At 72.0% G+C, this 13,787-nt stretch carries 14 protein-coding genes; 9 read left to right on the top strand and 5 right to left on the bottom strand.

Annotated features, from left to right (window positions below; genetic code table 11):
• Positions 1 to 133 precede the first annotated feature (133 nt).
• A complete protein-coding gene (locus tag PD653B2_RS00140; RefSeq protein ID WP_085870267.1) occupies positions 134 to 1,384 on the top strand; it encodes an HNH endonuclease signature motif containing protein in 1,251 nt (416 codons plus the stop codon).
• Positions 1,385 to 1,474: 90 nt separating this feature from the next.
• On the opposite strand, the gene PD653B2_RS00135 is transcribed toward PD653B2_RS00140, so the two are convergent.
• A complete protein-coding gene (locus tag PD653B2_RS00135) occupies positions 1,475 to 2,290 on the bottom strand; it encodes a hypothetical protein (RefSeq protein ID WP_085870264.1) in 816 nt (271 codons plus the stop codon).
• A 192-nt stretch (positions 2,291 to 2,482) separates the two neighbouring features.
• On the opposite strand from PD653B2_RS00135, the gene dapD reads away from it, so the two are divergent.
• Together dapD and PD653B2_RS00125 are read left to right on the top strand one after the other, a co-directional pair.
• Positions 2,483 to 3,454: a 2,3,4,5-tetrahydropyridine-2,6-dicarboxylate N-succinyltransferase gene (gene dapD / locus PD653B2_RS00130; protein WP_242665059.1), complete on the top strand. Its 972-nt coding sequence runs from the start codon at positions 2,483 to 2,485 to the stop codon at positions 3,452 to 3,454.
• 28 nt (positions 3,455 to 3,482) lie between these two features.
• Complete coding sequence (locus tag PD653B2_RS00125; protein WP_085870261.1) at positions 3,483 to 4,445, top strand: hypothetical protein; 963 nt, start codon at positions 3,483 to 3,485, stop codon at positions 4,443 to 4,445.
• 19 nt (positions 4,446 to 4,464) lie between these two features.
• Here the strand turns inward: PD653B2_RS00125 and PD653B2_RS00120 are convergent, their stop codons facing one another.
• From PD653B2_RS00120 to fdxA, 3 genes are read right to left on the bottom strand one after another with little or no spacing between them, the layout of a single operon-like run.
• A complete protein-coding gene (locus PD653B2_RS00120) occupies positions 4,465 to 4,683 on the bottom strand; it encodes a hypothetical protein (RefSeq protein ID WP_085870259.1) in 219 nt (72 codons plus the stop codon).
• Positions 4,680 to 5,792, bottom strand: a complete 1,113-nt coding sequence (dapC, locus tag PD653B2_RS00115; RefSeq protein WP_085870258.1) for a succinyldiaminopimelate transaminase — start codon at positions 5,790 to 5,792, stop codon at positions 4,680 to 4,682. The genes PD653B2_RS00120 and dapC overlap by 4 nt, the downstream gene beginning before the upstream one ends.
• The gene (fdxA, locus tag PD653B2_RS00110) at positions 5,789 to 6,115 is read right to left on the bottom strand and encodes a ferredoxin (RefSeq protein ID WP_085870255.1); all 327 of its coding nucleotides are present in this window, start codon (positions 6,113 to 6,115) and stop codon (positions 5,789 to 5,791) included. Before fdxA ends, dapC begins: the two co-directional genes overlap by 4 nt.
• A gap of 91 nt (positions 6,116 to 6,206) precedes the next feature.
• On the opposite strand from fdxA, the gene PD653B2_RS00105 reads away from it, so the two are divergent.
• The gene (locus PD653B2_RS00105) at positions 6,207 to 7,133 is read left to right on the top strand and encodes a GNAT family N-acetyltransferase (protein WP_085870254.1); all 927 of its coding nucleotides are present in this window, start codon (positions 6,207 to 6,209) and stop codon (positions 7,131 to 7,133) included.
• Here the strand turns inward: PD653B2_RS00105 and PD653B2_RS00100 are convergent.
• The gene (locus PD653B2_RS00100; RefSeq protein WP_085870252.1) at positions 7,118 to 8,080 is read right to left on the bottom strand and encodes a DUF389 domain-containing protein; all 963 of its coding nucleotides are present in this window, start codon (positions 8,078 to 8,080) and stop codon (positions 7,118 to 7,120) included. The two genes, PD653B2_RS00105 and PD653B2_RS00100, sit on opposite strands and share 16 nt — an antisense overlap.
• Before the next feature lie 125 nt (positions 8,081 to 8,205).
• Between PD653B2_RS00100 and PD653B2_RS00095 the strand changes: the two genes are divergently transcribed.
• The 5 genes from PD653B2_RS00095 (at position 8,206) to PD653B2_RS00075 (ending at position 13,781) form a co-directional block, all read left to right on the top strand.
• The gene (locus PD653B2_RS00095) at positions 8,206 to 9,702 is read left to right on the top strand and encodes an AGE family epimerase/isomerase (RefSeq protein ID WP_085870250.1); all 1,497 of its coding nucleotides are present in this window, start codon (positions 8,206 to 8,208) and stop codon (positions 9,700 to 9,702) included.
• A gap of 38 nt (positions 9,703 to 9,740) precedes the next feature.
• Complete coding sequence (locus PD653B2_RS00090) at positions 9,741 to 10,958, top strand: cytochrome P450 (RefSeq protein WP_085870247.1); 1,218 nt, start codon at positions 9,741 to 9,743, stop codon at positions 10,956 to 10,958.
• 10 nt (positions 10,959 to 10,968) lie between these two features.
• Positions 10,969 to 11,907 (top strand): PDR/VanB family oxidoreductase, encoded by a 939-nt coding sequence (locus PD653B2_RS00085; RefSeq protein WP_085870245.1) that lies wholly within the window; start codon positions 10,969 to 10,971, stop codon positions 11,905 to 11,907.
• A gap of 27 nt (positions 11,908 to 11,934) precedes the next feature.
• On the top strand, positions 11,935 to 12,150 hold the full coding sequence (locus PD653B2_RS00080) for a ferredoxin (RefSeq protein WP_085870269.1): 216 nt from the start codon (positions 11,935 to 11,937) through the stop codon (positions 12,148 to 12,150).
• Between the two features lie 242 nt (positions 12,151 to 12,392).
• Entirely contained in the window at positions 12,393 to 13,781 is a 1,389-nt protein-coding gene (locus tag PD653B2_RS00075; RefSeq protein WP_085870242.1) for a glycine cleavage system protein T, read from the top strand.
• Positions 13,782 to 13,787: the final 6 nt, after the last annotated feature.

Below are 13,787 nucleotides of genomic sequence, written 5' to 3'. Positions count from 1 at the left end.
CTCAACCACCGATGCTCTCTCCGAACCCCTGTGGACAAAGGCGAAACACTGTTACCAGACCGTTACCCCAGACCCCCGATATCCACAGGATTTCAGGGCCTGATTGTCGGTGGTCCCTGCTTGAGTGAACGGTATGGCGACCAGCACGCACACCCCACCACGACACGTGATCTCCCGTGCCGTCGTGACGATGCGCGCCCAGGTCGCCGACCTCGCCCACGCCAGCGTCTGGTCGATGGACCGCGACGAAACCGCCGCCACGCTGACCTCGCTCGCGAGACTGAAAGCCAGCATCACCGAGCTCGAGCTCCGCGTCGCCGCCCACGCCGACGAAACCCAGGTCGGCGAGTCCAGCGGTGCGACCTCGACCGCCGTGTGGTGGGCCAACGCCACCAACCAGACCCGGCGCGACGCGATCCGGCAGATGCACCTCGCGACCGCGTTGAGCGCCGGTCACGAGCCGGTCCGGGTCGCCCTGGCCGCCGGTGATCTCGTGGTGGAGCAGGCGCAGGTCATCGTCCGCGCGGTCGAGCAGCTCCCCGCCGACCTCGACACCGGGTTGGTGGAGCAGGCGGAGCGTCACCTGGTCGCCGAAGCCGCCCACCACGACGCGAAGACGCTGCGGATCCTCGGGCGCCGGCTCTTCGAGGTCATCGCCCCCGAGGAGGCCGACGAACGCGAAGCGAAACTACTCGACCGCGAAGAGGCCGAAGCCGCCGCCTCGCTCCGGCTCACGATGGCCGAGGACGGCCACGGCCGCGTGCACGGCCGGTTCACCCTCGACGCCCTGACCGGCGCCATGCTCCGCAAGGCACTCCTCGCGATCGCCGCACCCAAACACCAAGCCACCCAAGGCCCCCTCGGCGAACGACGCCCCGGCCCCAAACGCATGGGCCGCGCCTTCGCCGAGCTCATCCAGCGCTACCCCGTCGACCACCTCCCGAACACCGGTGGCCTCAACGCCACCGTCGTCGTCACCATGACCCTCGAGACCCTGGAAGGCCGCCTCCAGGCAGCCCAGCTCGACACCGGCGAACACCTCTCCCCCGGACTCGCCCGCCGCCTGGCCTGCGAAGCCGGCATCATCCCCGCCGTCCTCGGCGGACCCTGCGAAGTCCTCGACGTCGGCCGCAAGACCCGCTTCCACACCACCCCCATGCGGATCGCGATGGCCCTCCGCGACCAAGGCTGCACCGCCGTCGGCTGCGACTGGCCACCCGGACTCTGCCACGCCCACCACGACCACCCCTGGTCGAAAGGCGGCGACACCTCCGCCAAGGCCGGCCGACTCCTGTGCCCCAAACACCACACCCGAGCCCACGACCCCAGCTTCACCAAGACCCGGCACCCCGACGGGAAGGTCAGCTTCACCCGACGCATATAGGCCGAGCAGAGATCACCGCGCCGCCGATCATGACCGTGAGATCGCGCAGCACCGAACGCGGCGAGGCGACCGGCCGGGCGAGAAGTCGATTCAGTGGCGGGGCACGAGCCACACCGTCATCGGCCGGGCCCCCGGGCGGAACAGATTGCCGAACGGGGTGGCGGTCACCGAGAGCCGCACGCGTCGGTCACCGACCAACCGCACCCGGAGCGGGACCCAGCGCTCGTCGCCGTCGACCAGCGGCTGCCGGTCGGTGTGCGGCTTCACGCGCACGCCGTCGCCCTTGCCATCGACGACGACGCCGTCCGCGTCGGTGCCTGCGTAGCGGACGCGCACCCACACGCGGTCCCAGTGACCCGGGGTGACCCCACGCTCGAGCACCTGCGTCACGGTGGCGCGACCGCCCGGGTCGGCGATCCCGGTGGCCGCCTCCCCCTCCAGCCGGTCGAGGGTCGCGTCCGTGTCCGGCGACAGGAGGGTCACCGAGCCACAGCGCGCCGGGCCGAACGGGCCACCGTCGAGCAGGGTGCTCGCGACCCGGATGCTCGTGCCGTCACGCACCGCCGGCCCGCTCGGGCTCAGGGTCGAGACGACCAGCTCCCACTCGGTGCGGCAGGCATCGCCGTCGACCGTCCCGATGGCGAGGTGGAGCGTCGCGTCGGTCGTCGCGTCGGGCACCGCGCCCAGCTCGACGGACGCCTGGAAGTGCGCACTGTCACCGTGGTCGTGCAGAGAGGCCGAGGCCGACACGAGCGTCTGCGCGGGCACCGTGGTGGCCGGGAGGTCGGCGGGACGCTGGTCGAAGCGCCAGGTGTAGATCACGAGGGCCTGGGCCGGTGGCCCGATCGTCAGCAGGCCGGCCACGAGGAGGAGGACGGCGACAAGTGAGGTGCGGTGCCCGAGCATGTCCGGGAGGGTAATCCGGATGAATCACATCTGGCAGCCCGCCACGACGCCGCGCTGAACTCGTGGAAGATCCGAACCCGGGGTGGACGTGCACGGTGCAGGATGCCGCGGCGACCGCGGTCGACAGCGCAACGCCTCGCCATCTGGTCCCGAGGCCGGTCATGGCGCCCGTTCTCCGTAGAGTGGTCCGCCGTGACCACCGCTCCTTCCGCCGCCCCCTCGACTGCCTGGGGCTTCGGCCTCGCCACCATCGACGCCGAGGGCACCGTGCTCGACGTCTGGTTCCCCTCCCCCGCGCTCGGCGAGAAGCCGGCCGACGCGGTCACGCCCTCCGAGCTGAGCGCTCTCCAGGGCAGCGACAAGGACCGCGGGGTCACCCGCGACGTGCTGCTGGTCGAGATCCCCGACCTCCAGTCCGCGCCGACGACGACCGAGGACGTGTGGCTGCGGCTGCACCTGCTCTCCTCGCGCCAGGTCACCCCCCACTCCGTGTCACTCGACGGCGTCTTCGGCCTGCTCACCAACGTCGTCTGGACGTCCGCCGGCGCCTGCGCCGTCGAGGGCTTCGAGACGACCCGCGCCCGGCTGCGCGCCAACGGCCGCCACGTCACCGTGTTCGGCGTCGACAAGTTCCCGCGGATGGTCGACTACGTCATCCCGGCCGGGGTGCGGATCGCGGACGCCGACCGGGTCCGTCTCGGCGCCCACCTCGCCGAGGGCACCACCGTGATGCACGAGGGCTTCGTCAACTTCAACGCCGGCACGCTGGGTGCCTCGATGGTCGAGGGCCGGATCTCGGCCGGCGTCGTGGTCGGCCAGGGCTCCGACGTCGGCGGTGGCGCCTCGATCATGGGCACCCTCTCCGGAGGCGGCAAGCAGGTGATCTCGATCGGCGAGCGCTGCCTGATTGGCGCCAACGCCGGGATCGGGATCTCCCTCGGCGACGACTGCGTCGTCGAGGCCGGCTGCTACGTCACCGCGGGGACCAAGGTCACCGTCGCCGACCCGGACCGCGCCCACAGCAGGACCCGGGTGATCAAGGCGGTCGAGCTCTCGGGTGCCAGCAACGTGCTCTTCCGACGCAACTCGGTGTCCGGCGCGATCGAGGCCGTGCCGTGGAAGAGCGACGGCATCGAGCTCAACGCGGCGCTGCACGCCAACTGAGTTTCAGACGACCCCGCACACTGACCGGATGAGGTTACGCACGGGGGTCGCCCTGCTCGGGGTCGCCGTCGTGGGCGTCGTCACGGCGGTCGGCTACGGCGTGCTCCACCACGTCGCGCCGCTCCTGCACCCCGACGAGTGCACGGCGACCGTCAGCGGGCGCACCGTCTCCCTCACGCCCGAGCAGGCCGAGAACGCCGCCCTCATCACCGCGGTCTCGGTCAACCGGGGCATGCCCGCGCGGGCGGCGACTATCGCCCTCGCCACGGCGTACCAGGAGTCGAAGCTCTACAACCTCGAGGCCGGCGACCGGGACTCCCTCGGCCTCTTCCAGCAGCGCCCCTCGCAGGGCTGGGGCACCGAGGAACAGATCCTCAACCCGTACTACTCCATCAACGCCTTCTACGACGCGCTCGACCGGATCGGCGACTACGAGTCGCTGCGCGTCACCGTGGCCGCGCAGGAGGTGCAGCGCTCGGGCTTCCCCGAGGCGTACGCCGACCACGAGGCCGACGCCCGCGTGCTCGCGTCGGCGCTCACGGGCAACTCCCCGCACGCCTTCAGCTGCCGGATCAGCGCCACCCCCGACGAGGAGCGCGACCGGCTCAGGGCCTCCGGTCTCACCCACCGCGCGGACGTCGTACGGCGCGAGGTCACCGAGGTCTTCGGGAGCCCGCCGCTCGGCGGGTTCGAGCCGGGCGGGGTCTCCACCGGCCACATGGAGGGCTCCGCGCACTACGACGGGCGCGCGGTCGACATCTTCGTGCGCCCGATCAGCGCCGAGAACAAGATCCGCGGCTGGGCGATGGCGCAGTACCTCGTCGCCCAGGCCGAGCGGCTCGAGATCGCGACCGTGATCTTCGACGACCGGATCTGGACGTCCGGGTCCCGGTCCGGCGACGGCTGGCGCGACTACGACCCGCCGGAGAAGCCGGGCGACCGGGCCATCCTCGAGCACCGCGACCACGTGCACGTCGACGTCTTCGACTGAGGTGGCCCGACGACGTGAGTCAGCGCCGGTTGCCCCGGTAGCCCTTGCGGAACTCACGCCCTGACCGGGTCAGCAGCGGGATCCAGAACGCGACCGCCATCAGCGCGTAGACACCGATCAGGACCGGCGTCGAGACCGGCAGCACCGCGAGCAGCACCGCGAGCGCCACGAACCACCAGATCGACCGGCTGCGCACCCGCGCGAGCGCCCGCTGGTAGGTGCTCTCCGGCAGGCTCACGGGAGCGCCAGGCGCGCGAACGCGGCGTCGACACGCTCGTCGGTGGCCGTGAACGCCACCCGCACGTGCTGGGCGCCGGCCCGGCCGTAGAACGCCCCCGGGGCGACCAGGATGCCGCGGTCGGCCAGCCAGGACACGGTGTCCCAGCAGTCCTCACCACGGGTCGCCCAGAGGTAGAGGGACGCCTCCGAGTGGTCGATCGTGAAGCCCGCCGACAGCAGCGCCTCGCGGAGCTTGGCGCGGCGCGCGGCGTAGCGGGCGTGCTGCTCGAGGACGTGCTCGTCGTCGTCGAGCGCGGCGATCATCGCGGCCTGCTGGGGGCCGGGCATCTGCAGGCCCAGGTTCTTGCGTACGGCGAGCAGCTCACCGACCAGCGCCGGGTCGCCGGCGACGAACGCGGTGCGGTAGCCCGCCAGGTTGGACCGCTTCGAGAGCGAGTGCACCGCGAGGATGCCCTCGTGGGAGCCGCCGGAGACGGAGGGGTGCAGCACGGAGACCGGCGTGGCCTCCCACGCGCACTCGAGGTAGCACTCGTCGGAGACCAGGATGGTGCCGCGCTCGCGGCACCAGTCGACGACCTTCTTCAGGTGCTCGGGGGGCAGCACCCGGCCGGTCGGGTTGGACGGGGAGTTCAGCCAGAGCAGCGCCGGGGTCTCGGGGCCGAGCGAGGTCAGCGAGTCGGTCGCGACCCCGCGCGCGCCCGCCAGCACCGCACCCACCTCGTAGGTCGGGTAGGCGAGCTCGGGCCAGGCGATCAGGTCGCCCGCCCCCAGCCCGAGGTGGCTGGGCATGGAGGCGATCAGCTCCTTGGAGCCGATCACGGGCAGCACGTCGCTCAGGCCGAGGCCGGTGACGCCGTGGCGCCGGGCCAGCCAGTCGATGCAGGCCTGGCGGGTGTCGACCCGCCCGATCGTCAGCGGGTAGCCGGGCGAGTCCGCGGCCGCCTTCAGCGCGTCCTGGACCACCGCGGGCGTCGGGTCGACCGGCGTACCGACCGAGAGGTCGACGATCCCGTCGGGGTGGGCGCGAGCCCGCTCACCGTGGGCGAGCAGGTGGTCCCAGGGGAAGTCCGGGAGGCGGGCTGAGACGCTGCGCTCGGAGGGCGTCAGTGGTCCTGTTCCTGGGGCGGGAGGGCCGCGATCATCGGGTGGTCCTTGTCGATCTCACCCATCTTGGCGGCACCACCGGGCGAGCCGAGGTCGTCGAAGAACTCGACGTTCGCCTTGTAGTAGTCCTTCCACTGCTCCGGGGTGTCGTCCTCGTAGTAGATCGCCTCCACGGGGCACACCGGCTCGCAGGCGCCACAATCCACGCACTCGTCGGGGTGGATGTAGAGCATCCGCTTGCCCTCGTAGATGCAGTCGACAGGGCATTCGTCGACGCAGGCACGATCCTTGAGGTCGACACACGGCTGGGCGATGACGTAGGTCACCAGTTCCTCCTGAGAATCACGGGAGCAGGTGCTCGCCCCCCAGCCTAGTATCCCGTCGCAGCACCGGACGGCATACCCCCAGAATGTGGGCATGACCTCCCAGCACCTGCTCGGTCCGCACGTGGTCGGCACCCGCATCGTCGTACGCCGGATCCTGCGCGGCGAGACCGGACCCAGCGGCGGCCCGGCCCTGACCGACCTCCTCGGCGTGTGCACGTCGTGGGGTGACGGCGTCTGCGTGGTCCAGCCCGAGACCGGCGACCCGGTGACGATCGCGACCGCCGACATCGTGTCCGGCAAGCCGGTGCCGCCCCGGCCGGCGCCGCGGCTCCGGGTCAGCCCCGCGGAGGCTCAGCTCCGGGCGATGGCGCTGTGGCCGGACCTCGAGACCCGCCCGCTCGGCGACTGGCTGCTGCGGCACTCGCCGGCCTCGCGCGCCCGGCGGGCCAACTCCGTCCTCGCGATGGCCCCCTCGGGCGTCGCCGACGACTACGACCAGGTGGTCGACTTCTACGCCGCGCGCGGCGGGCGGCCGATCGCCGCGGTGCTCCCCGACTCGGACGAGGACGCACTCTTCCGCTCGCACGGGTGGGTCCCGGAGAGCCACGACGCCGACACGCTCTTCCAGCTCGCGGGAGTGGCGGGCGCCCGGCGAGCGGTGGTCTCGAGACAGGACCTCGTCCTTCCTCCACCACCGGTGCAGCTCGAGGAGACCGGGCACCTCGTCATCGCCCGGCTCGACGAGCGGGCCAGCGGGGTCGCGGCGTACGACCGCGACTGGGTGGGCTTCCGCAGCATCGAGGTCGATCCGGAGCACCGCCGCCAGGGTCTCGGCCTGCTGATCATGTCGGCCCTGCTCGAGTGGGGCGCCGAGCAGGGCGCGACCACGGCGTACCTCCAGGTGCTCGGCGACAACACCCCGGCGCTGAGGCTCTACGACCGGCTGGGCTTCACGACCCACCACGCCTACCGCTACCTGGCACCGCCGGACCGGCCCCCGGCTCAGAGGTCGGACTGACTCCCGAACACCAGCTCCGAGCGAGCGGTGAGCCACGGCCACCAGGCGCGCATCACCAGCAGCACGACGGCGCCCGCGATCACCATGCCGGCGATGTTGATGAGCAGCTGCTCCCCCGAGCCGACCATCTCGGTGCGCTCCCAGAACGCGAGCCCCAGGGCCAGGTTGCCGGCGGCGGGCACCGTCGTGACGCTGATGAAGACGCCGACCATCGTCGACGCCTTCGACAGCGCGAGCGCGAGCGCTCCCGCAGCGCCGGCCAGCAGTGCGACGACGAACGACCACTGGTCCGGGTGCCAGATGAAGCCGGTGTTGGGCCGGGGCCGGGTGATCTCGTCGACGTCGATGAGCCCGGCGGCCCGGCCGAGGAGCGCGACGACGGCGACCACGGCGATCGCGAAGACGAACGAGAGCACCAGCAGCCGCATCCCGCGCACGAACAGCCCCCACCGGCGCAGCGCGATGCCGGCGATCGCGGCCGCGACCGCGCTGTACTCGGGCCCGACGACCATGGCCCCGACGACCAGCACCGAGGAGTCGGTGATCACGGCGACCGACGCGAGGGACACCGCGAGCACGAGGAACGCCAGGTAGGAGACCGTCGGGACCGCACCGGCCTCCGCCTGGGCCTCGACCGCCTCCCAGATCACCGCGTCGTCGGGGTGGCCCGGTGCGGCCGCCTCGAGGACCTCGGCGCCGCGGAACGGGGTGCCGGTCGGCGTGGTGATCACGACGCCGCCCTGGTCGCAGACGCCGAGCGCCCGGAGCTCTGCGAGCAGGGCGCCGGCCTTCTCGCGGGCGACGTCGGCCTCGACGAGATCCCCCGGCGGCTGCACCACGACGCCGGGCTGCACGGTGACGTTGGTGACCCAGTCGTGGCCGACCAGCAGGTCGCGGGTCGGGCCGGCGGCCGTCTCGGGCACCGTCAGTCGGAAGTGGACCAGCACGGCCCGAGCGTACGGCGATGTCGCGCGGCCTCCCGGGCGCCGCGCAGCACTCCCCCACGCCGAACCGGCACACCGTCCACCCGCGAGTCGACGCTCTTCCCGCGTGACCTCCCTAGGCTCGTCCCATGAACCCGAGCGAGCTGGAGGCCGAGGGCGACCGGCTGCTGGAGTTCGCCCGCGGCTCCGTCCACCCCGAGGGCGGCTTCGCGTGGCTCGACGACGCGGGCCGCCCGGAGCTCGACCGCCCCGTCGAGCTGTGGATCACCTGCCGGATGACGCACGTCTTCGCGCTGGCGCACCTGATGGGCAGGCCCTGGGCGGCCGAGCTCGTCGACCACGGGGTCGCCGCCCTGACGGGCCGCTTCCGCGACGCGGTCCACGGCGGGTGGTACGCCGCGATCGGGCCGGACGGGCCGGTCACGACCGACAAGACGGCGTACGAGCACGCCTTCGTGGTGCTCGCGGCCTCGTCGGCGGTCGTCGCGCAGCGACCGGGGGCGCAGGCACTGCTGGCGCAGGCGCTCGACGTCTTCGACCGGCGCTTCTGGGACGACGACGCCGGCATGGCCGTCGAGCAGTGGGACGAGACCTTCGCGGTGCTCGACCCCTACCGCGGCGTGAACGCCAACATGCACACCGTCGAGGCGCTGCTCGCGGCCGCGGACGTGACCGGCGTCCCGGTGCTCCGCGAGCGGGCGCTGCGGATCACCACCCGGGTCGTGCACGACCTCGCCCGGGGCAACGACTGGCGGATCCCCGAGCACTTCGACCCCTCCTGGACGCCGCTGCTCGACTACAACCGCGACGAGCCCGCGCACCCGTTCCGGCCGTACGGCGCGACGATCGGCCACTGGCTGGAGTGGTCGCGGCTGGCCCTCGACCTGCGCGCCGCGCTCGGCGACGACGCCCCGGCGTGGCTGCTCGACGACGCCCGCGCGCTCTTCGGCGCGGCGGTCCGCGAGGGCTGGGCGGTCGACGGGGCCGCGGGCTTCGTCTACACGGTCGGCTGGGACGGGCGCCCCGTCGTCCGGCAGCGGATGCACTGGGTGCTGGCCGAGGCCGTGGCTGCGGCGGCCACGCTGGCGCAGGTGACGGGCGACCCCGCCTACGCGATCTGCGCCGAGCAGTGGTGGGCGCACGCCGCGACCCACCTCATCGACACCGTGGGGGGCTCGTGGCACCACGAGCTGGATCCGCAGAACCGGCCCGACGCGAGGACCTGGGCCGGCAAGCCGGACGTCTACCACGCGTTCCAGGCGACGCTGTTCCCGCGGCTGCCCGGCGACAGCGTCCACATCACCTCCGACGAGGTGCTGACCTGGAACCAGGTCTACGAGCTGATCGCCGCCGCGGCCGGCGTCGCCGACCCCCGGCTGGTGCCGGTGACCTCCGAGCGGATCGCCGCGGCCGAGCCGGCGCTGAGCGCGCCCATCATCGGCGACAAGGCGCACTCGATGGTGCTCGACAACAGCAAGGTGAAGGGCCTCGTGCCCGGCTGGAGGGCTACCGTCCCGTTCGCGGTCGGAGCCCGCCAGATCGTGGACTGGTACGACGCCGACCCGGCCCGCCAGGTGCTGGACCCCGACCACGACCGGTTGAGCGACCTGCTGACGCAGGGCTGAGACGACCGGCAAGACCCCCGAGACGAGGAGACATCCCGATGTCGAGCAGCATCTTCGCCGACTTCGATCACTACCGACTGCCGATCGGCGAGGACCGCACGCCCATCGACGCGGTCCGACAGGTCCGCGACCGGGCGGTCGAGACCGACACCCGGATCGGGTGGTGCGAGAACTACGGCGGCTTCTGGCTCGTCACCGGATGGGACGAGGCTCGGGCGATCTACCGCGACAGCCGCACGTTCAGCAACCAGATCCCGATCACGCCACCGTTCCTGAACATCACGGGGAGGCCGATCATGCTGGTCGGCTACGACGGTGAGCAGCACATGCGCTACCGCCGCATCGTCCAGGCCTGGTTCTCCCCGCAGAACGTCGCCACGATGACCGACGACTTCCGCCGCGACGCAGAGGAGCTCATCGACGGCTTCATCGACGTCGGGTCGGCCGACCTCGGTCGGGACTTCGGCTGGGTCATCCCCCAGCGCCTCGTGGCCCGGATGATGGGCATGCCGATCCAGGACGCCGCCGAGCTGACGCCCTGGGTCTACGCACTCTCGCACGCGGAGGGACTGGGCCTGGCCAACGTGGAGGAGGCACGCTCGGTCCTGAGCGCGCGGTTCCATGAGCTGTTGCGGGACCGGAGGCGTCGGCCCGGCAGCGACATCTTGTCGCTCCTGGTGCAGTACCGGGACCCCGACGGCCGGGCGCTCACCGAGGACGAGCTCCTCGACTTCTTCAGCGCCCTCGTCGACGGCGCCATCGAGAACAGCTCCCAGCTGTTGAGCGACACGGTCTGGCTGCTCGCTCGCGAGCACGACCTGCGTCGCCGGCTCGCGGCGGACCCGGACCTCCTGGCGACGTCGTTCGACGAGTTCCTGCGCTACTTCAGCCCCGCCAACGGCGGGTCTCGCCTGGTCACCGCGGACGCGACGATCGGGGGGCAGGACCTCAAGGCGGGCGAGGTGGTGTTCCCCTACACCCCCGTGGTCAACCGGGACCCGCGGCAGTTCGCCGACCCGGACGCCTTCGTGCCGGACCGGTCGCCGAACAGGCACTTCGCGCTGTCCAACGGCCCCCACCGCTGCCTCGGCGCGCACCTCATCCGGCTGGAGTTCGTGGTGGCCACGTCCGTGCTGCTGCGCCGCATCCCCGACTTCGAGCTCGACCCGGCAGCACAGGCGCACTGGTCGCTCGGCGGCACCAGCGGCATGGAGTCGGTGCCGGTGCTCTTCGACCGCGGCCGGCGGGCGGCGTAGCGGAGATCCGATGAGGCCACTCACCGTGCGCGTGCGGTCGCGCGCGCAGCCCACCTGTGCCGTCGTCGTGCTCGAGCTCGAGCCGGTCGGCGACGTCGTACTCCCGCCGTTCGAGCCCGGAGCCCACATCGACCTGGTGCTCGCCAACGGCATGGTGCGGCAGTACTCGCTGCTCCCCCCGCCACCGGGACGCACGACCTGGCGCGTCGCCGTCCTCCGGGAGGCGACCGGCCGCGGAGCGTCGGCGTACGTGCACGACTCGGTCCAGGTCGGGACGACGCTGACCGCGATCGGGCCGCGCAACCACTTCACGCTGGCGCCGGCAGCTCGCTACGTCTTCATCGCCGGCGGCATCGGCATCACCCCCCTCCTCGGGATGATCGAGGCCGCGGAGCGCGCGGAAGTACCGTGGCAGCTGTACTACGCCGGACGGGTCCGCAGCGAGATGCTCTTCCTCCCCGAGCTCCGGCGCAGGTACGCCTACCGGGTCAGTCCGCACGCGGCCGACGCCCACCCCCGGCTCGACGTCACCGGAGTCGTGCGCGGCGCCGGGGACGACACCCTCGTCTACTGCTGCGGACCGGAGGCGATGACGCGGGAGGCGGAGTCGGCCGGCGCCGCGCCCGGGCGGGTCCGGGTGGAGCGGTTCACGCCGGTGGAGCTGCCCGACCGGGCCCCGGACGCGCCGTTCGAGGTCGAGCTGGCCCGCTCCGGCAAGCACCTCACCGTCCCCGTCGGCACGTCCCTGCTCGACGTGCTCGACGACGCCGGTGTCTTCGTCATCTCCTCCTGCCAGGAAGGCACCTGCGGCTCCTGCGAGACCGGCGTCCTCGACGGCGTCGTCGACCACCGCGACTCGGTGCTCACCGCCGAGGAGCAGGCCGCCGGCAACACGATGATGGTGTGCGTCTCCCGTGCACTGTCCCCCTCGCTCACCCTGGACCTCTGACCCGCCCACGCACCGAGAGTGACCGTCATGGTGAACCCCCCACGCATCGACCTGGACGCCTGCCAAGGTCACGGCCGGTGCTACCACCTGGCACCCGCGATCTTCCGCCCCGCCGACGAGGTCGGCCACGCCGAGGTGATCCCCGGGGTGGAGATCACCGACCGCGACCGGCCGGCTCTGGACCGAGCGGTGGCAGCCTGCCCGGAGATGGCGATCGACTGGGACGCCGGGCCCACCTCCTGACGGGAGACCGGGCGGCGCCCCGGCGTACCCGTCCTGGGCCGACGAGGGCCTGGCCACCACGGCACCGGCCGGCGGCAGGCCGGCCTCCGGCGCGCATCCACGCGCCGTTCGTCCTGGCCGAACGTTGACCTTCCACTGCGACACGATCCACTTCTACGGTCGCCGAGCGGGACGCGGAGCAACCACAACTGCGGCAGCACGAGAGTCCCGTCGGCAACCGGACGCAGCGACGAGGAGACCCGATGACCGACCAGCGCGAGCCCCAGACGCTCCAGGACCTGATCGACACCACCCCGAACCTCGTCGACCACCTGTACGGCAACCGCAAGGGCTCGGTGGTGCGCGACGCGGTCCAGCGGCAGCCCACTCGGTTCGTCTCCCCCGAGTTCACCAACTGGCGCGACGAGCAACGGGCATGGCGGGAGACGGTGGCGCTCTACGACCAGTCCTTCCACATGACCGAGACCTACGTGCGCGGCCGGGACGCCATGGCCTTCTTCGAGTCGCTGGGCATGAACGGGTTCAAGACGTTCGGCCCCCAGCGCGCCCGTCACTTCCTGCCGTGCACCCCGGCGGGCCACGTCATCGGCGACGGCATCCTGTACTGCGAGAACCCCGAGGAGATCACGCTCGTCGGCCGCGCGGCCGGCCACAACTGGATCGCCTTCCAGGCCGAGACGGGCAGCTGGGACGTCAGCATCGAGCGCGACGAGATCTTCTCCGCCAACCCCGCCGGTCGGCGCAAGGTCTACCGGTTCCAGCTCGAGGGACCGCACGCGTTCGACCTCCTGGAGAAGCTGACCGGGGAGCCCCTCCCGGACACGCGCGCCTTCCACATCATCTCGCTGACCATCGCCGGCCACCGGGTCTCTGCCCTCCGACACACGATGGCCGGCGGGCCCGGCTACGAGCTCTACGGACCCTGGGACGAGCGCGAGGCGGTCAAGACCGCCATCGTCGAGGCCGGCGCGGACTTCGAGCTGCGCCAGGTGGGCTCGATGGCGTACTTCACCACGGCGGTCGAGCTCGGCTGGATCGCCCGCCCGCTGCCGGGCATCTTCACCGACGAGGCATTGCGCCCCTTCCGCGAGTGGCTGCCTGCCAGCTGCGAGGAGGCCACCTGGTCGATCGGGGGCAGCTTCTACTCCCCGCGGATCGAGGACTACTACTTCACGCCGTACGAGCTGGGCTACGGCCACCTGATCAAGCTCAACCACGACTTCGTCGGGCGAGCAGCGCTCGTGCGGATGGCCGGGGAGAACCACCGCCGCAAGGTGACGCTGGAGTGGAACGCCGACGACTTCGGGCGCGTCTGCGCGTCGTACCTCACGCCCGGCGAGACCCCCGCGAAGTTCATCGACCTGCCTCGCGCCAACTACTCCACGTGGCAGTACGACGCGGTCCTGGACCACCGAGGTCGCACGGTCGGTGTCGCGAACTACACGTGCGCGAGCTGGAACGAGCGGGCCATGCTGTCCGTGGCCGTCGTCGAGGCGGAGCACGCGGAACCGGGCAAGGAGCTGACCCTCGTGTGGGGGGAGCCCGAGGGCGGCGCGAAGAGCGCACCGTGGTTGGAGCCGCACCGCCAGGTGGAGATCCGCGCCACCGTGGTCAAGAGCTACGCCGACTGAGGCACC

It is taken from the genome of Nocardioides sp. PD653-B2 (genome assembly GCF_002117935.1).
Lineage (GTDB): Bacteria > Actinomycetota > Actinomycetes > Propionibacteriales > Nocardioidaceae > Nocardioides.
The sequence above is the reverse complement of the archived record's forward strand: the minus strand, read 5'-3'. Positions and strand labels throughout refer to the sequence as shown.